This is a genomic window from Mesorhizobium sp. YR577, from assembly GCF_900116595.1.
Lineage (GTDB): Bacteria > Pseudomonadota > Alphaproteobacteria > Rhizobiales > Rhizobiaceae > Mesorhizobium_M.
Window position 1 is genome coordinate 309,444 of the sequence record NZ_FPBI01000003.1, and the last position, 17,989, is coordinate 327,432.

Genomic DNA, 17,989 nt, shown 5'->3' on the forward strand with positions numbered 1-17,989 from the left:
CTCAATCGGTGACGCCGTCGCAGGTGGTTTCCTGATTGGCGCAGATTCGGCGGAACCATGCACGGCCTTCCTGCGGCTCGATCTTCAGCCGGCTCACGGCTTCCGCATCGGCGGCGAAACTGACAAGCGCCCAATCTCCGGCACAGCCTTCTACGGAGCGGATATCGGCGACATCGGTCAGCCAATTGTCGCCCAGATCGAAAACGCGATTGCTCGATGCGTCGGGACGTTCATAGCCGCGCGCGGACTGCACCTGGAACCGCACCGCCTCGCCGCTTATCCAGCCGCGACCGGAAAAGGTCGGTCGCGACGGCAATCCGGTGCGGTTCGGATCGTCGCGTGCATTTTCGACAAGCAGCCATTTTTCATGTGATCCGACAATGGAAAGCGCGATGCCGTAACGATGGTCGTCGCTATCGACATAGGCAGGCAGCACGCCCAGAACCGGCGAGGCCGCATCGGGTTTTTCGTGAATGTTTGCAAGCGCGTCAGAGCCCGCGACGGACCAGCCTTCGAGGTTGCAGGCACCGTCGGCTGCCGTCTCGGCACGCAATGGCTGCGCCAGGAGCGCTGATATGGCCATCACCGCGGCAGGCAAAAACCAATTGGTTGTCGCGCCCATCTCTCACGCCTCCCTGGAAGACGGCAGCCGAGGATCGGGAGCCTCCCTGCCTGATGACGCCCTGCCAAGAAAGACGAACATGAGCAGGAGATGCGCGGCCGCGAAGCCTACGGAAAGCCAGAAGAAAGGCGACCATGCTGCCGTTGACACCAGCATCGTGAGGGCGGCATTGAAGATGAAGCCGAGAGCGTCGATCGCGAAGCCGCAGATGACAAGAACCGCTGCCATCGCGATCATGACCGACCGATGCCTTGGCAGAAACAATGCGGCCGCAAGCGACACCGGGTAAAGAACGGCATTCAGCCAGCCAAAGAAGGCGTAGAAGACACCGGCTCCCTGCTTATCCGAGGCGGGCTCGCAAGTATCGACCGCGCCGCAAATAGCATCGGTGATGGCGCCGATCATGATGTGCAGTTTGAAATAGGCCAGCGTGGTGCCTGCGCCGAGCGCAAGAACAATCCAGAAAACTATATACGCCCAGCGCCCCGCTGAAGATCCAAGATCGAAGCCCCGCATGAAAACCCGTCTTCAGTTCCTCTTGGACCAACTATATGCATGCTTTCCGGGCAGCGCCATCCTTTCCAAAAGAGGTAACTACGAGCGAACATCCCGGTATTTTCTATGGCCGACCGAGCCCTGCTTCGGCACTATCGACGGCATGCTGAAGGGAACCGAATCGCGATGAAAGTTCTGGTGACGGGAAGTGCTGGCCATCTCGGCGAGGCGCTGGTGCGCAGCCTGCGTGAGCAAGGGCACGAGGCCATCGGGCTCGATGTTCTGGCGTCGCCCTCCACGGCCGGTGTCGGCTCGATAACCGACCGTGCCTTCCTTCGGCGTCACATGCAGGGCGTGCAGGCGGTGCTCCATGCCGCCACGCTGCACAAGCCGCATGTCGCCACCCACAGCCGGCAGGATTTCGTCGACACCAATATCAGCGGTACGCTGAACCTGCTGGAGGCGGCGGCTTCGGCAGGCGTCAGCGCTTTCGTCTATACCAGCACGACGAGCGTCTTCGGCGATGCGCTGGTGCCGCCGGCAAGTGCTCCCGCCGCCTGGATCACAGAGGATGTGAGACCGGTCCCGAAGAACATCTACGGCGTGACCAAGGCGGCGGCAGAGGATCTGTGCCAGTTGTTTTCAAGAAACCAGAAGCTGCCGGCAATCGTGCTGCGCACCTCGCGCTTCTTCCCCGAGGAGGACGACGACAGCGATGTGCGAAAAACCTATCCCGACGATGCCAACGTCAAGGTCAACGAGTTCCTGAACCGGCGCGTCGACATCAGCGATATCGTCGATGCGCATCTGCTTGCCATCGAGCGCGCGCCGGCGATCGGCTTCGGCAAATATATCATCAGCGCCACCACGCCCTTCCTGCCGGAGGACCTGGCCGAACTGCGCACCGATGCGCCCGGCGTCGTGCGGCGGCGGGTGCCGGGCTATGAGGCCGAATACCGGCGCCGGGGCTGGACGATGTTTCCGGGCATCGGGCGCGTCTATGTCAATGAGCGCGCCCGGCGCGAGCTCGGCTGGCAGCCGCGCTACGATTTCGCCTCGATCATCGAACGGCTGAAGGCGGGCGATGATCCACGCAGCCCGCTGGCACAGGCCATCGGCTCGAAGGGCTATCACGACGAGGTTTTTGCCGACGGTCCTTACCCGGTGAATTAGCTTTCAGGCCGGGGCGCGTTGGCGAGTGGCTGGCGCAGAGATCGCCGCTGCCTCCGGCTCGAACGGCCGGATCGTCATCGCGTCTGCCGTCATGGTGACGAAACTCGAAGGCGGGATCGGCTGCCAGTTCGGGCCTTCGCGGTCGAACGGTTCGGAGACGAGGCAGCGGCCGCCGGACTCGCGGAACGAGCCCGCATAAAGCGTCGGCGCATGGGCGTCGGTGGAATAGCGGATCGCGTAAAGCGTCTCGCCATCGGAAAAGGCGGCGGTGAGCTTCAGCGCCGGCTCCAGCCCGGCACGGCGGCAGGCTTCCAGCACGCGCGCCGTCGCGCGGGACGCAGCACCCTGCGGGTCTTCCGCCAACCCCTCCTGAAGCATCATCAGGAAAAACAATTCGGAATCGGTCGTGCCTTCACGCTGGTCGTAGAGCATGTCGCTGATCGAATTTTCGAGGCCGCGGCGCACGCGCTCGAAGCCGCCGATCTGGCCATTATGCATGAAGGCCCAGCGGCCCGACACGAAGGGGTGGCAGTTCATGCGGCTGGTGGCGCCGCCGGTCGCGGCGCGGACATGGGCCAGGAACAGGCCGGACCGGATCTGCCGGCACAGGCTCTTCAGGTTGGGGTCCGACCATGCCGGAAGGATGTCCCGGTAAAGGCCGGGCTCGGGCCGCGCGCCATACCAGGCGACGCCGAACCCGTCGCCATTGGTCGGCGACTTGGCCTCCAGCGCATGGTGGCTCTGGGCGATCAGCGAATGGCAGGGCGCGGCGACGATGTCTTCGAGAAAGACTTCAGGTCCGAGATAGGCCGCCCATCGGCACATCGATTTACTTGCCCCTCAAGCATGGCCCCGAAAAGTTGCAGACTTTTCGGATGAAGGTCATGCGTTTTTCGCGCGATTATGCGTCCGCTCGTAGAGCTGGCGAATGATCCCGCTCGCCGTAGATTCGAACAGGAAGGGTAACAAAGCGTGAATGAGGGCGGCGAAGGCGGCCAGGAACAGCTTTCCCGAGAATTTGCCGGCAAAGGCCATGTGCTCGAAATAGGTTTCATCGACAGAAGCCGGATGATGGGTGAAAATCCTTGCGACGCGGTTCATGTCTGTCTCCCATTTCTGATTTGACGAGACACTAGCGCGCTTGAAGTGACGATTCGTCCCAATTTGTCCTTGCCTGAAGGATAATTTTGGGACATTCATCCCAAATGAGCGATAAAATAGATACGATCGATCGAAGATTGCTCGCCGAACTGCAGCGGGACGGGACGCTTTCGGTCGATCAGCTTTCCGAACGCGTCGCCCTCTCGCGCAATGCCTGCTGGCGGCGGGTCAAGCGGCTGGAGGATGACGGCTTCATCACCGGGCGCGTAGCGTTGGTCGACGCCGAAAAGCTCGGCCTCGGCCTCTCGGTCTTCATCATCGTGCGCACCTCGAATCACGACCCCGAATGGCTGGTGAAGTTTCGCAGCGCGGTCACCGCATTTCCGGAAATCACCGGCGTCTACCGCATGTCGGGCGACCTCGATTATGTGCTGCGCGCCCGCGTGTCGGACGTGAAAGCCTATGACCGCCTCTACCAGCGGCTGATCGCCAGGGTGCCGCTGTCGGACGTTTCCGCCTCCTTCGTCATGGAAGAGATCAAGGAGACGACGGTCGTTCCTGTCGAAATCCGTTGAAGGAACGGCCACTGGAATTGACGAAACCCTCAAGCCGGACGATAGATCGCGCCATGAAAACGGCTTCCCAAAATTCTCCTGTCGTCGGCGTCGTCCGGCTTTCCCACAGCAATGGCCTCGACCTGCCGGCCTATGAGACGGCGGGGGCGGCCGGCATGGACCTGCGCGCGGCGGTGCCTGAAGACCGGCCGCTGCTGATCCTGCCGGGCAAGCGCGCTCTGGTGCCGACCGGGCTGATCCTCGAAATCCCGGAAGGTTTCGAAGGGCAGATACGGCCACGCTCCGGCCTTGCCTTCAAGCACGGCATCACCTGCCTCAACACGCCGGGCACGATCGACAGCGACTATCGCGGCGAGGTCAAGGTTCTGCTGGTCAATCTCGGCGACGAGGACTTTGCCGTCACGCGCGGCATGCGCATCGCCCAGATCATCTTTGCTCCGGTGACGCGCGCCTCGATCGAGGAACGCAGCCTTGCCGGCTCGACCGAGCGCGGCGCCGGTGGCTTCGGCTCGACGGGCAGCGCGTGACGACGCCAAAGCTCGTCATCTTCGATTGCGACGGCATCCTGGTCGACACCGAGCGGCCGGCCAACGAGTTCATGGCGTCCGTGCTCACGCAGCGGGGCTTTCCGGTCACCTATGAGGAATGCCGGCGGCGCTTCGTTGGCCGCTCGCTCGTCTCGGTCCAGCAGGAGATCGAGGCGACGGGCATTACGATCGGCAATTTCGTCGACGACATCTATGCCGAGCTGCCGCGCATTCTCGATGGCGTGCAGGCCATTCCCCATGTCGAGACTTTCATCCAGACTGTTAAGGCAGCAGGCATCCCCTTCTGCGTCGCCTCCTCCGGCAAGCCGGAAAAGATGAAGATGACGCTCGGCGGCACCGGGCTTCTGCCCTATTTCGAGCATGCCATGTTCAGCGCGACGATGGTAGAACGCGGCAAGCCATTCCCCGACCTGTTCCTTCACGCCGCCCGACAGATGGGCCTTTCGCCTGCTGATTGCATCGTCATCGAGGACACCGTCGCGGGCGTCACGGCGGGCGTGTCAGCCGGTATGCGCGTCTTTGCCTATCACGGCGATCCGCACTCGGACCGGGATGGAATGGCGGCGTCGGGCGGTATTCTGTTCGACGACATGCGCGCGCTGTCAGGATTGATTCCGATCGCCTGAATCGGGTTTGCCGTGCCACAATCTCCAGCGTAGACTTGGCTTCAATTCACCCTGATCGAGGTCATCTGCAATGGACAAGGGCGCGGTTTTTCGCAAGCTCCATGAGGCGCCGGGCGCCTTCGTCATCCCCAACCCATGGGATATCGGCACCGCCAAGCTGCTGGCAGCCTCGGGCTTCAAGGCGCTGGCCACGACCAGCGCCGGCTTTGCCTTTTCGCGCGGCCTGCCCGACGGCGGCGTGCCTTTCGACGTCATGATCGCCCATTGCAAGGAATTGTCCGGCGCAACGGACCTGCCGGTTTCGGCCGACCTGGAAAAGGGCAAGGGCGACAGCCCGGAAAGTGCTGCCGAAACCATCTTCGCCGCCGAAGCGGCAGGCCTTGCCGGCTGCTCGATCGAGGATTTTTCGGGCGATCCGGCCAAGCCGGTCTACGAGTTCTCACATGCGGTCGAGCGCGTCACCGCCGCGGTGGAGGCAGCGCGCGCGCTGCGGCACGATTTCGTCTTCACCGCACGGGCGGAGAATTTCCTGCGCGACAACCCCGATCTCGACGACACGATCGCGCGGCTGCAAGCTTTTGAGCGGGCGGGTGCCGACGTTCTCTATGCGCCGGGCATCACCGACATCGACACGGTCCGCAAGATCTGCTCGGCGGTGTCCAAGCCGGTCAATGTGCTGGTCGTGCCGGGTTTCACCGTGGACGGGCTCGCCCAGGCCGGCGCGAAACGCATCTCGCTCGGCTCGAAGCTGACGACCTATGCCTTCGGCATGCTGCAGAAGGCATCGCGCGAAATGCTTGATAACGGCACATTCGAGTTCTCACGCGACGGCATGGCCTTCGGCGCATTGCAGACCATGTTCTCGACAGCCGACGCATGACCGAAAGCATCACCGTCGTCGACATGCACACCGGTGGCGAGCCGCTTCGGATCGTCACCGGCGGCTATCCCAAGATTCCCGCGGGCACGATCCTTGAGAAGCGGGCCTATGTGCGGGACAATCTCGATCACCTGCGCAAACTGCTGATGTTCGAGCCGCGCGGCCATTACGACATGTATGGCGCGCTGCTGGTAGAACCCGACCTGCCGGGCGCGGACTTGGCTGTGCTGTTCATGCACAATGAGGGCTATTCGACCATGTGCGGCCACGCCATCATCGCGCTCGGCCGCTACGCGATCGATCAGGGCATCGTCGCGGCGCAGGAGCCGGTGACCACCGTCAACATCGAATGCCCCTGCGGCATGGTCGTCGCCTCGGTTGAGGTGAAGGACGGCAAGTCGGGTGCCGTCTCATTCGAAAGCGTGCCGGCATTTCTGTTTGCGCGCGACCAGGGTGTCGACCTGCCGGGCCATGGCAGCATCGCCTTCGACATCGCCTATGGCGGCGCGTTTTATGCCCTTGCCGACTGCCGCCAGTTCGGGCTGGAATTCGGCCGGAACCGCGCCCGCGATTTCGTCGACGCCGCAACCGCGCTGACCGAAACGCTGAAGCGGGATTTTCCGCTTTCGCATCCCGATCACGACGATCTCGCCTTTCTCTACGGCACGATCCTGACCGATGGCGGCGACGGCTCGGCCGGCCGCGCGACGAAAAACGTCTGCGTCTTCGCCGAGGCCGAGGTCGACCGCTCACCGACCGGCTCCGGCGTCACCGCGCGGCTGGCGGCCATGCATGCAAAGGGCGAACTGGCAGTCGGCGAGACGCGCCTGTTCGAAAGCATCGTCGGCTCGCGGTTCACCGGCTCGGTGGCAAGGACCACCAAAGCTGGCATGCATGACGCAATCGTCGCGCGGGTCGGCGGACGGGCTTTTTACTCCGGGAAAGCCGAGTTCTTTCGCGAAGAAGACGACGAATTGGGTCGGGGATTTCTGGTGACGTGATTGCCTACTCGGGTTTCGGCACCGCGACCTTCTCCCCTAAGTACAAAGGCTATCGCGTAAACACCCCCACCCCTAACCCCTCCCCACAAGGGGGAGGGGAACCGGTCTGCATCTCCACATGGTGAAAATCTTCTGCGATTTCGCGCTGCGTCGAGGTCGGCAAAGTTCCCCTCCCCCTTGTGGGGAGGGGTTAGGGGTGGGGGTTTCATGAGGCGCGCCATTCGTCGCGATTTCCCTGCCGTGAGGGGCAGTTTCATCTCAAACCATTTCCGTTCTCTTCTGCCGACACCATCTTGTGCAGATGCACCATCATGGCGGCGGCAAAGAGCGGCGTCAGCAGGTTGAGCAGGGGCACGGCCAGAAACGCCGCTATCACCAGTCCGGCCATGAACACCGTGCCGGCATATTTGCGCCGCAGCGCCTTGGCCTCGGCTTCCGGCCGGAAGCGCATGGCGGCGAATTCGAAGAATTCGCGACCGAGCAGATAGCCATTTACGACGAAGAAGGCGCCGATATTGACCCCCGGCACCAGCAGCAAAAGCAGGGCGAACAGATTGCCCAGGACGACGATACCGAAGAACTTCAGCGACAGGATCAGCGCCCGAACGGCAGGCACCGCGCGGCCGGGTTTGTCCTGCGGATAATCGTTTCTTTCGACCACCTCGGCAACATCATCCAGAAACAGGCCGGCTACCACGGCCGTCACCGGCGCAATCAGCAGGGCCAATCCCAGCGCCAGCCCGATGCCGGCGAGGATCGCGGCGATCAGGCTGAGCCAGCCGGCCCAGGATGGAAATCCCGGCAGCAGCGCATCGATCCATGGCAGGGCCAGCGCATCGAAGGCCTGATGCAGGCCGAACCACAATGCGGCCAGCGCCAGCAGCGTGATGCCGATCGTCTTGAAAAACACCGTGCGGAATTCAGCGGTGAAGAGTTTGCCGGCGGCGGCGCGGGCGGCGTCGAGGATCATCGGCAACAGTTCCTTTCGCGTCCAGAGGGCGCTTGCAACCGCCGAGAGATAGGCAGGCTTTCTGCCGACCGCAAGAATGCGCAGCCGGCAGGCTTTGCAAAACCGCCCCGCATTTCCGGTCGACCATGATCTTTTGTGAAAATCCGGTTCCACTTTTCAAGATCATGGTCTAGACCCACGCGCGGCCGGTGTGCCAAAGGAATTCATCTTTCCTGCGCGGTTCTGCGGAGATTTTCATGAGCCAATATGACGTGCTTTGCATCGGCAATGCCATTGTTGACATCATTGCCCAATGCGACGACGCCTTTCTCACGGAAAACCGCATCATCAAGGGGGCGATGAACCTGATCGACGCCGAGCGCGCCGAGCTGCTCTACAGCCGCATGGGCCCGGCGATCGAGGCTTCGGGCGGCAGCGCCGGCAACACGGCGGCGGGCGTGGCGAGCTTCGGCGGGCGCTCGGCCTATTTCGGCAAGGTATCCCGGGACCATCTCGGCCAGATCTTCACCCACGACATCCACGCCCAGGGCGTCGCCTTCGACACCAGCCCGTTGACCGGCACACCGCCGACGGCGCGCTCGATGATCTTCGTCACGCCCGATGGCGAACGCTCGATGAACACCTATCTCGGCGCCTGCGTCGAACTCGGCCCGGACGATGTCGAGGCCGACAAGGCGAGCGGTGCAAAGGTCACCTATTTCGAGGGCTATCTGTGGGACCCGCCGCTGGCCAAGGAAGCGATCCGCCTCACCGCCGGCCACGCGCACGCCGCCGGCCGCGAAGTGTCGATGACGCTGTCCGACCCGTTCTGCGTCGACCGCTACCGCGACGAATTCCTCGACCTGATGCGGACCGGCACGGTCGACATCGTGTTTGCCAATGAGAGTGAGGCGAAATCGCTCTACCAGACCGAATCCTTCGAGCAGGCGCTGGAGCTGATCCGCAAGGATTGCAAGATCGCAGCCGTCACCCGCTCCGAGCTCGGCTCGGTGATCGTGCGCGGCGATGAAACCGTCACCGTCGATGCGATCGAGATCGAAAAACTCGTCGACACCACCGGCGCGGGCGATCTCTACGCCGCCGGTTTCCTGTTCGGCTACACGGCAGGCCGAAGCCTCGCCGATTGCGGCAAGCTCGGCTCGCTGGCAGCCGGGCTGGTCATCCAGCAGATCGGCCCGCGCCCACGCAAGAATCTGCGCGAGGCCGCCGAGCAGGTCGGGCTGATCTAACGCCAGCCCGTTCCGGCCGTTCTCAGAGACTGTTTCGAAACTCGCTTTGGCGAGTCATGTGGTGGTGGTTTCGAGAACCGTAGCGCAGCGGACATTCGGGTCCGTGAGCAACGCATGACCCCGAAATCGGAATCGATTTCGGAAAGAATCATGCGCCAAGCAAAGTTCTAGAGCGTCCTTTGCGCGTCCAACCGGACGCGCAAAGGACGCTCTAGTAAGCGCAGAAAACGCCATCAGATGGCCGCCAAAGTAGAGTTTCCAAACGGTCTCTCAAGCTCCCGTCACGCGCCAGATGGCATCACCGGCGTCGTCAGCCACCAGAAGCGAACCATCCGGCCCGATGGCGACGCCCACGGGACGGCCGTAGGAAACCTTTTCGTCCGGGGCGAGGAAGCCGGTCAGTATGTCCCGCGCCGGGCCGGACGGCTTTCCCCCCTCGAACGGCACGAAGACGACGCGGTAACCTGACAGTTTGCTGCGGTTCCACGAGCCGTGCTGGCCGATTGCCATGCCGTCCGGAAATCCCGGCAGCGTGCCGGCCGGCATCCAGCACAGGCCGAGCGACGCCGTATGTCCGCCGAGCGCGAAATCCGGCTGGATGGCACGAGCCACCAAAGCCGCATCCTGCGGCACGCGGTCGTCCACCGTCTGGCCCCAGTAGCAGTAGGGCCAGCCGTAGAAGCCACCATCCTGAACCGAAGTGAGATAGTCGGGCGGCGTCTCGTCACCGAGGCCGTCGCGCTCGTTGACGACCGTCCAGAGCACGTTCGTCTGCGGCTCCCAGGCGAGCCCGACCGGATTGCGCAGGCCCGCGCCGAAGATGCGGCCCTGACCGGAGGCGATGTCGTATTCGTAGATCGCCGCGCGGCCTTTCTCGGCCTCCATGCCCTCATCACCGATATTGCTCTGCGATCCGACGCCGACATAGAGCCTGGTGCCGTCGCGGCTGGGAAGGATGCTGCGCGTCCAATGGCCGCCCGGCTTGAAGTCGAATATTTTTTGGCCGGTAGCCGAAATCTGTGTCTCGCCGGTTCTATAGGGAAAGGCCAAGAGGCCGTCAGTGTTGCCGACATAGAAAGTGTCGCCGACCAGCGCCATGCCGAAGGGCTGGTTGAGCCCGGAGAGAAAGACTTCCCGCGTCTCGGCAACTCCGTCGCCATCCGCGTCGCGCAGCAGCGTGATGCGGTTCGCGCTGACGCCGACGGCGGCGGCCCGCTTCATGGTGCTGTACATCGCATAGTCGAACGCCGAGCGTATGCCGCCGGGCGTGCTCAGTGCCTCGGCGATCAGCACGTCGCCATTCGGCAGAACCTCGATCCAGCGGGGATGCTGCAATCCGCGCGCGAAGGCGTTGACCTTGAGGCCGGGCGCGGCAACCGGCGTCCGCCCCTCATGCCAGCCCCTTGCTGTCGGCATCTTCAGCGTCGGAATGCCTTGCGGTCTGGCTGGCGGAATCGCCGGCCTGTCCCCGACAGCCTGCGGCAAGGCCTGGTCACCCCGATGACGCAACAGGATCACGCCTGCGCCAACCATTGCAACCAGCCGCGCAAAGATGTCCGAAAAGGCCATTGATATTCCCGCTCATGAATGATGGCGGCAGGATTACACAAGTTGAACGCGGGTTGAAACCCGGCACAGCAAAACTGGCTGCGCAGAGCCCTGCAGTTCTGTCGCCAGGATCGTCAGATGGTCTCGAAAAAGCGAAGCGCCTCCGCGCTTTCGCCGGGTATGGCAGAGGAGTGATCGCCTTCAACGATGGCACGGCGCACATCCAGGCCGGCCGCACGCGCCCGCGATACCGTCAGGCGGACGGCGTGATCGCTGTTCATCTCCTTGCTGCCGTGGAGCATCAGCACCGGGCACTTGAAGCTGCCGGCAAAACAGACCGGCGAGCGCATGTCGAACTCCTGCGGATCATCGGCATCGAAGCGGATGTCCTCGGGAAAATGGCGGAAGAAAGCCCGCGCGTCCGGGTTGCCGGCATAAGCGGCGGCTGCCCGGAAGGGGTGCCTGCTCATGGCCGCAAGCAAGGTCAGCGTTCCGCCGACGCTATGCCCCGCAATGTAAAGGCGGGCCTGATCGACCCCCGGATAGGCCCGCAGGACGTCGGCGGCGGCAAGAACGTCGGCCGTCTCGTCATAAAAGCCCGAAAAGCTCCCCGGCAAGCCGTTCTCGCCGCGCATGGCGGGGATCATCGCCACATAGCCCGCTTTCACGAAGGGATGCGCAAGATCGTCCCAATGGCCCGGCCACAATGCGTTGCCGCCATGCAGCACGAGCACGCCCGGCCGGGGCCTCGACACATCGGCGTTCTCCGATACCCACGCGGCAAGCCTGAGCGGGCCGGACCTGTAGTCCAGCCGGCGGGCGCCATGCGGCGGGGAAAGCGGCTGCGGCGGATCGGGCGACGGGCCAGTCTGGGTCAGATGCGTGCGAAACCGCTCGCGCGCCACCGCATAGTCCTCGCGAACGAGCTTCGGCTCACCTTCGGCCCTGGCGGCGGTTGCAGGAAGAAGCAACCCGGCAGCGGCTGCATGGGAGAGAAAAGCCCGGCGGTCCATCTTCATGAGGAGCGCGTCCTGTTTCGATCAGCAAAGCCATCGCCGATTATTAAGCCGGTTTCACGGCCCTCCCTAATTTTGAGCGCTGCGTGACGGAAATCAACTGCCTGCACCGCCAGTTGCGGCGGCTACGGCGTTCACATTGTCGCTACTTCGGATTGAAGAAGCGCCGGACAAAGGATGGCGTCCGCCGCAAGGCAGACGCCGGAGAGCCTACGCGCCGGGTGGTTTAGAGGGAACATCCCCTCGCCGGCTTCAAAGGCCGGCGTAAAGCTCCGCCGCATTCTCGTAGGTGAAGCGCAGCGGCACCGCGCCCTCGACCATCCACGCCTGAACCGTCTCACCTGCCATCAGCCGGGAGGCGTTGTCGGTATCGGCAACCGCGCCGCCATAGAGCCGGTTGGCGAGGTTGAGGATGCCGGTCTGGTGCATGGCGACGCTGCCGCTGCCGCAGGCATCCTTGACCAGCACGACACGCAGGCCGGTTGCCACCGCATGCTTGACGGTGGCGTCGATGCAGGCTTCCGTCCAGACGCCGGCGACAAAAACCCATTCGACGCCGCGCTCGCGCAGCAGTGCCGCCAGCCGGCCGTCGCCAAAAGCGCTCGCCTCGGATTTTATCAGCAGCGGCTCGTCGCCCAGCGGCGCAACCTCGGGGCAGATTGCGGTGAGCGGATCGTCCTTGTCGCTGAAATAGGAACGGCCATCGGCAAGAACCGGGTGAAACGGCCGCCTTGCCGCCGCATCCACGACATAGGCGAAATGCAGCACCGGCACGCCGGCGGCGCGCGCGGCCTCCTGCAACCGCACCACATTGGCCAGCACCCGGTCGTAATCCACGGCGAGCAGGCGCGGATCGCCGCGATGCTCCTCCTGCAGGTCGATGCAGAGCAACGCCGCCTTCATTGGGTCGAGGGACAAGGAGGCTTTCATGCAGACAATTCTCCGCAGCAATATCTGCTGCGGATTAACAGCCTGCCCCGGTTCGCTGCGCTATCCGTGGAGCGACGCGGTCGAGCGGTTTTCGGCCTCTCACGCCCCCGCGTTATACGCCGCGATTGCCGCCATGTTGACGATGTCGGAATCCTTGGCGTTGAGCTGCACGATCTGCACCGGCTTGTTCAGGCCGACCAGCAGCGGGCCGATGACGGTGGAGCCACCGAGTTCCTGTAGCATCTTGGTCGAGATCGAGGCCGAGTGGAACGCCGGCATGACCAGAACGTTGGCAGCACCCGACAGGCGGCAGAACGGATATTGCTGCTGCATCAGCCGGTGGTTCAGCGCGACGTCGGCGGCCATTTCGCCGTCATATTCGAAATCGACGCGGCGCTTGTCGAGGATTTTTACTGCCTCCTGCACCCGCTCCGAGCGCTCACCCTGCGGGTGGCCGAAGGTGGAATAGGCAAGCATGGCGACGCGGGGCTCATAGCCCATGCGCCGCGCGAAGCCGGCAGCTTCCTCGGCGATGTCGGCGATCTGCTCGGCATTGGGCATGTCGTGGACGGCGGTGTCGGCGACGATCACCGTGCGGCCACGGCACAGCGCGATCGACACGCCGATGACGCGGTGTCCCGGCTTGGCGTCGATGACGTGGCGCACATCGTCAAGCACGGTGGAATAGTTGCGGGTCACGCCCGTCACCATGGCGTCGGCATCGCCCAGCGCGACCATGGTCGAGGCGAAGTGGTTGCGGTCGTTGTTGATCAGGCGCTGGCAGTCGCGGAACAGGAAGCCTTTGCGCTGCAGGCGTTCATAGAGATAGTCGGCATAGACGGCGTTGCGGCGCGACAGCCGCGCATTGATGATCTCGATGCCCGGCTTGTCGAGATCGACGCCGGCATGGCGGGCGTTTTCCTTGATGACATCGTCGCGGCCGACAAGGATCGCCGTGCCGAGCTTCTGGTTGGCGTAGGACACCGCCGCGCGCATGACCTGCTCCTCCTCGCCCTCGGCGAAGACGACGCGCTTGGGCTGGCGGCGCACACGGTCGTAGATGCGCTGCAGCGTCGAGGCGATCGGGTCGCGGCGGGCCGAAAGCTCGTTGGCATATTTGCCGAGATCGAGGATCGGCCGGCGCGCGACGCCGCTTTCCATCGCAGCCTTGGCCACTGCCACCGGGATGGCCGAGATCAGGCGCGGGTCGAACGGCACCGGAATGATGTAGTTGGGACCGAATTTCGGCCGCATGCCCTGATAGGCGGCGGCGACATCGTCCGGCACGTCCTGCCGTGCCAGCGCGGCAAGCGCCTGCGCGGCGGCGACCTTCATCTCGTCATTGATGGTGGTTGCCCGCACATCGAGCGCACCGCGGAAGATATAGGGGAAGCCCAGCACATTGTTGACCTGGTTCGGATAGTCCGAGCGCCCGGTCGCCATGATCGCATCGGTGCGGATTTCCGCCACTTCCTCCGGCGTGATTTCCGGATCGGGATTGGCCATGGCGAAGATGATCGGGTTTTTCGCCATCGACTGGATCATCGGCGTGGTCAGCGCGCCCTTGGCCGACAGGCCGAAGACGATGTCGGCGCCGTCGAGCGCGTCGGCCAGCGTGCGCGCATCGGTCTTGGCGGCGTGGGCCGACTTCCACTGGTTCATGCCTTCGGTGCGGCCCTGATAGACCACGCCCTTGGTGTCGCACAGGATGACGTTTTCCGGCGTAAAGCCCATCGACTTGATCAATTCGATGCAGGCGATTCCGGCCGAGCCGGCGCCGTTGCAGACGAGCTTGGCCGTCTTCATGTCGCGGCCGGTGATCTCCAGCGCGTTGATGAGGCCGGCCGCGGCGATAATCGCGGTGCCGTGCTGGTCGTCGTGGAAGACCGGGATATCCATCAGCTCGCGCAGGCGCTGCTCGATGATGAAGCAGTCAGGCGCCTTGATGTCTTCCAGATTGATGCCGCCGAAGGACGGCCCGAGGAAGCGGACGCAGTTGATGAATTCGTCAACATTCTCGGTATCGACCTCGAGATCGATGGAATCGACATCGGCGAAGCGCTTGAACAGCACCGCCTTGCCTTCCATCACCGGCTTGGAGGCCAGCGCGCCGAGATTGCCGAGGCCGAGGATGGCCGTGCCGTTGGAGATGACGGCGACCATGTTGCCGCGCGTCGTGTAGTCGAAGGCGCGGCTCGGGTCTTCGGCGATGGCCAGAACCGGCACGGCGACGCCCGGCGAATAGGCGAGCGACAGGTCGCGCTGCGTCGCCATCGGCTTGGTCGGGTTGATCTCCAGCTTGCCGGGTCTGCCGGAAGCGTGGAAATCGAGCGCCTCCTCGGCGCTGACAGAGGGGCCTGCGTTGTCGGATTTCTTGCCGGATGCCATGATTAAGCGCAGTCCCTTCCCTAACGTGCTTCTTTTTGTGGAGTGTTCGGGATTAAGGCTACACTTCCGCTCTGTAAACCGCCAAGCAGGACAAAGCTCTTTTTTGGATGAGACAGTGAACGACGAAACGCCGATCCGCATCGAAGGCAGCTCGCCCGCTTTGAACGCGGCAGCCGCCACGCCGATGATGGAGCAATTTATCGAGATAAAGGCGGCGAACCCGGATTCGCTGCTGTTTTATCGCATGGGCGATTTCTACGAGCTGTTCTTCGACGACGCGGAAGCTGCCTCCCGCGCGCTCGGCATCGTGCTGACCAAGCGCGGCAAGCACCAGGGCCACGACATTCCGATGTGCGGCGTGCCGGTGCATGCGGCCGACGACTATCTGCAGAAACTGATTGCGCTCGGCTTTCGCGTCGCCGTCTGCGAGCAGATCGAGGACCCGGCCGAGGCCAAGAAACGCGGCTCGAAATCGGTGGTCAAGCGCGACGTCGTCCGGCTCGTCACACCCGGCACGATTACCGAGGAAAAGCTGCTGGCGCCGTCGGAATCGAGTTTCCTGATGGCGCTGGGGCGGGTGAAGGGTGGAGCGGACACAAGAGGCGGGGAGCGCGCTAGCGCGACAGGGAACCAAGGAAGCTATGCGCTGGCCTGGATCGAGCTTTCGACCGGCATTTTTCGCGTTGCCGAAACCTCAGCCGACAACCTGCTCGCCGACATCTTTCGTGTCGACCCGCGCGAGCTGATCATTGCCGAGCCGGTGTTCTATGACGAGGAGCTGAAGCCGGTCTTCGATCTCGTCGGCCGCGTCGCCAGCCCGCAACCGCCGAGCCTGTTCGATTCGGCCTCCGCACCTGCCCGCATCGCCCGTTTCTTCGAGGTGGCGACGCCCGACAGTTTCGGCACATTCTCCCGCGCCGAGCTTTCGGCGATTTCGGGCATCGTTGCCTATGTCGAGAAGACGCAGAAGGCCGAGCGCCCGCCGCTGTCACGGCCTGAACGCGAGCAGTCGGGCTCGACGCTGTTCATCGACCCGGCGACGCGGGCCAATCTGGAGCTGCTGCGCACCATGGGCGGTAGCCGCGAGGGCTCGCTGTTCAAGGCGATAGACCGCACCGTCACCGGTGCCGGCGCGCGGATGCTGGCCGACCGGCTGATGTCGCCGCTGACCGACCCCAAGACGATCAACCAGCGCTTCGATTCCATCGCCTTTTTCCTTTCCGAGCGGCGGCTCTCCGAAAGCCTGCGCGCCTGCCTGAAAGGCGTGGCCGACATGCCGCGCGCGCTGACGCGGCTGGCGCTGAACCGCGGCGGCCCGCGCGACCTCGGCGCGCTGCGCTCGGGTTTCGAAGCAGCCCTTGCGCTGCGCACGCTGTTCACCGACGTCATCGCGCCCGCCGAGGTGACGGCGGCACTGGAGGCGATCTCGGCGCTGCCGATCCGCTTTGCCGACCATCTGACGGCAGCGCTTGGCGACGAACTGCCCTTGCTTAAGCGCGACGGCGGCTTCGTCCGCTCGGGCTACAATGCCGAACTCGACGAGATGCGGGCGCTGCGCGACGAATCGCGCCGGGTGATCGCCGGCATGGAGCGCGACCTGATCGAGGAAACCGGCATCCGCTCGCTGAAGATCCGGCACAACAATGTGCTCGGCTATTACATCGAGGTGACCGCCAACCATCAGGCGATCATGATGGGCACGGACGACGCCAAGGGTCGCTTCATCCATCGCCAGACCATGGCCAACGCCATGCGCTTCACCACCACCGAACTTGCCGAGATGGAAACCAAGATCGCCAACGCCGCCGAGCGCGCGCTGTCGATCGAGCTTGGCGTGTTCGACACGCTGGTGGCGGAATCGGTCGGCCATGCCGACGTGATCCGTTCAGGAGCGGCAGCTCTTGCCGTGCTCGACGTGTCGGCCTCGCTTGCAGTACTGGCGCTTGCTGAAGCCTGGTGCCGGCCGGTGGTGGATGCCAGCCTTGCCTTCGAGATCGTCGGTGGGCGTCATCCCGTGGTCGAGCAGGCGCTGCGGCGCGCGGCGGCAAATGAATTCGTCGCCAATGACTGCGACCTGTCGCCGGAAGGCGGCGCCAAGGCCGGCGCGATCTGGCTGCTGACCGGCCCGAATATGGGCGGTAAATCGACCTTCCTGCGCCAGAACGCCCTGATCGCCATCCTCGCCCAGATGGGCTCTTACGTGCCGGCGAAATCGGCCAGCATCGGCGTGGTCGACCGGCTGTTTTCCCGCGTCGGCGCCTCCGACGATCTGGCGCGTGGGCGCTCGACCTTCATGGTCGAGATGGTCGAGACCGCAGCCATCCTCAACCAGGCCGGCGAACGCGCGCTGGTGATCCTCGACGAAATCGGGCGCGGCACCGCGACCTTCGATGGCCTGTCGATTGCCTGGGCGGCTGTCGAATATCTGCACGAGAAAAACCGCTGCCGCTCGATCTTCGCCACGCATTTCCACGAGATGACCGCACTCGCCGGCAAGCTGGAGCGGCTGCACAACGTCACCATGCGGGTCAAGGAATGGGAAGGCGACGTCGTCTTCCTGCATGAAGTCGGCAAGGGTGCCGCCGACCGTTCCTACGGCGTGCAGGTGGCCCGTCTTGCCGGCCTGCCGGACGCCGTGGTGCAACGGGCCAAGGACGTGCTGCACCAGCTCGAGGCCGGCGAGACATCAGGGAAGGCCGACCGCCTCGTCGACGACCTGCCGCTGTTTTCTGCGGTGGTGAAAAAGGAAACGCCTGCCCCGGCGAAGAACGACGCGCTGGGCGGCGCGCTCGCGGCTCTCAATCTCGATGAAATGACCCCACGCCAGGCGCAGGAGGCGTTGTATCGGCTGAAGGAGATGCTGGGGAAGGGGTGAGGAACGTCGCGT

17 protein-coding genes are annotated in these 17,989 nt (G+C 63.9%); 8 read left to right on the plus strand and 9 right to left on the minus strand.

Annotated elements, in window-relative coordinates:
* Position 1 precedes the first annotated feature (1 nt).
* Both BM413_RS06675 and BM413_RS06680 read right to left on the minus strand, forming a co-directional pair.
* Positions 2-622 (minus strand): hypothetical protein, encoded by a 621-nt coding sequence (locus tag BM413_RS06675; RefSeq protein WP_091911607.1) that lies wholly within the window; start codon positions 620-622, stop codon positions 2-4.
* Positions 623-625: 3 nt separating this feature from the next.
* On the minus strand, positions 626-1,138 hold the full coding sequence (locus tag BM413_RS06680) for a hypothetical protein (RefSeq protein ID WP_091911608.1): 513 nt from the start codon (positions 1,136-1,138) through the stop codon (positions 626-628).
* Positions 1,139-1,303: 165 nt separating this feature from the next.
* On the opposite strand from BM413_RS06680, the gene BM413_RS06685 reads away from it, so the two are divergent.
* Positions 1,304-2,290, plus strand: a complete 987-nt coding sequence (locus BM413_RS06685) for an NAD-dependent epimerase/dehydratase family protein (RefSeq protein WP_091911610.1) — start codon at positions 1,304-1,306, stop codon at positions 2,288-2,290.
* Between the two features lie 3 nt (positions 2,291-2,293).
* Here the strand turns inward: BM413_RS06685 and BM413_RS06690 are convergent, their stop codons facing one another.
* Positions 2,294-3,115 (minus strand): class II glutamine amidotransferase, encoded by an 822-nt coding sequence (locus tag BM413_RS06690; protein WP_091911612.1) that lies wholly within the window; start codon positions 3,113-3,115, stop codon positions 2,294-2,296.
* 57 nt (positions 3,116-3,172) lie between these two features.
* A complete protein-coding gene (locus BM413_RS06695; RefSeq protein ID WP_091911614.1) occupies positions 3,173-3,391 on the minus strand; it encodes a DUF6356 family protein in 219 nt (72 codons plus the stop codon).
* Positions 3,392-3,495: 104 nt separating this feature from the next.
* On the opposite strand from BM413_RS06695, the gene BM413_RS06700 reads away from it, so the two are divergent.
* The 5 genes from BM413_RS06700 (at position 3,496) to BM413_RS06720 (ending at position 7,021) form a co-directional block, all read left to right on the plus strand.
* Positions 3,496-3,966: an Lrp/AsnC family transcriptional regulator gene (locus BM413_RS06700; protein WP_091911615.1), complete on the plus strand. Its 471-nt coding sequence runs from the start codon at positions 3,496-3,498 to the stop codon at positions 3,964-3,966.
* Between the two features lie 53 nt (positions 3,967-4,019).
* The gene (dut, locus tag BM413_RS06705) at positions 4,020-4,493 is read left to right on the plus strand and encodes a dUTP diphosphatase (RefSeq protein ID WP_091911618.1); all 474 of its coding nucleotides are present in this window, start codon (positions 4,020-4,022) and stop codon (positions 4,491-4,493) included.
* On the plus strand, positions 4,490-5,140 hold the full coding sequence (locus tag BM413_RS06710; protein WP_091911620.1) for an HAD family hydrolase: 651 nt from the start codon (positions 4,490-4,492) through the stop codon (positions 5,138-5,140). Before dut ends, BM413_RS06710 begins: the two co-directional genes overlap by 4 nt.
* 70 nt (positions 5,141-5,210) lie before the next feature.
* The gene (locus BM413_RS06715; RefSeq protein ID WP_091911622.1) at positions 5,211-6,020 is read left to right on the plus strand and encodes an isocitrate lyase/PEP mutase family protein; all 810 of its coding nucleotides are present in this window, start codon (positions 5,211-5,213) and stop codon (positions 6,018-6,020) included.
* Complete coding sequence (locus tag BM413_RS06720) at positions 6,017-7,021, plus strand: proline racemase family protein (RefSeq protein ID WP_091911624.1); 1,005 nt, start codon at positions 6,017-6,019, stop codon at positions 7,019-7,021. The genes BM413_RS06715 and BM413_RS06720 overlap by 4 nt, the downstream gene beginning before the upstream one ends.
* A 253-nt stretch (positions 7,022-7,274) precedes the next feature.
* Here BM413_RS06720 and BM413_RS06725 read toward each other — a convergent pair whose 3' ends face one another.
* Complete coding sequence (locus tag BM413_RS06725; RefSeq protein WP_091911762.1) at positions 7,275-7,991, minus strand: sulfate transporter family protein; 717 nt, start codon at positions 7,989-7,991, stop codon at positions 7,275-7,277.
* Positions 7,992-8,227: 236 nt separating this feature from the next.
* Here BM413_RS06725 and BM413_RS06730 point away from each other — a divergent pair, with 236 nt between their 5' ends.
* Positions 8,228-9,220 (plus strand): adenosine kinase, encoded by a 993-nt coding sequence (locus BM413_RS06730; RefSeq protein ID WP_091911626.1) that lies wholly within the window; start codon positions 8,228-8,230, stop codon positions 9,218-9,220.
* 270 nt (positions 9,221-9,490) lie between these two features.
* On the opposite strand, the gene BM413_RS06735 is transcribed toward BM413_RS06730, so the two are convergent.
* The 4 genes from BM413_RS06735 to BM413_RS06750 all read right to left on the minus strand — a co-directional run bounded on the left by BM413_RS06735 (position 9,491) and on the right by BM413_RS06750 (position 15,102).
* The gene (locus BM413_RS06735) at positions 9,491-10,789 is read right to left on the minus strand and encodes a PQQ-dependent sugar dehydrogenase (protein WP_091911628.1); all 1,299 of its coding nucleotides are present in this window, start codon (positions 10,787-10,789) and stop codon (positions 9,491-9,493) included.
* A 113-nt stretch (positions 10,790-10,902) separates the two neighbouring features.
* On the minus strand, positions 10,903-11,787 hold the full coding sequence (locus BM413_RS06740; protein WP_091911630.1) for an alpha/beta hydrolase family protein: 885 nt from the start codon (positions 11,785-11,787) through the stop codon (positions 10,903-10,905).
* A gap of 249 nt (positions 11,788-12,036) precedes the next feature.
* Positions 12,037-12,714, minus strand: coding sequence for an isochorismatase family protein (locus BM413_RS06745; protein ID WP_091911632.1), 678 nt, complete (start codon positions 12,712-12,714; stop codon positions 12,037-12,039).
* 99 nt (positions 12,715-12,813) lie between these two features.
* The gene (locus BM413_RS06750) at positions 12,814-15,102 is read right to left on the minus strand and encodes an NADP-dependent malic enzyme (RefSeq protein ID WP_091911634.1); all 2,289 of its coding nucleotides are present in this window, start codon (positions 15,100-15,102) and stop codon (positions 12,814-12,816) included.
* 133 nt (positions 15,103-15,235) lie between these two features.
* Here BM413_RS06750 and mutS point away from each other — a divergent pair, with 133 nt between their 5' ends.
* A complete protein-coding gene (gene mutS, locus BM413_RS06755; protein ID WP_348272891.1) occupies positions 15,236-17,977 on the plus strand; it encodes a DNA mismatch repair protein MutS in 2,742 nt (913 codons plus the stop codon).
* Positions 17,978-17,989: the final 12 nt, after the last annotated feature.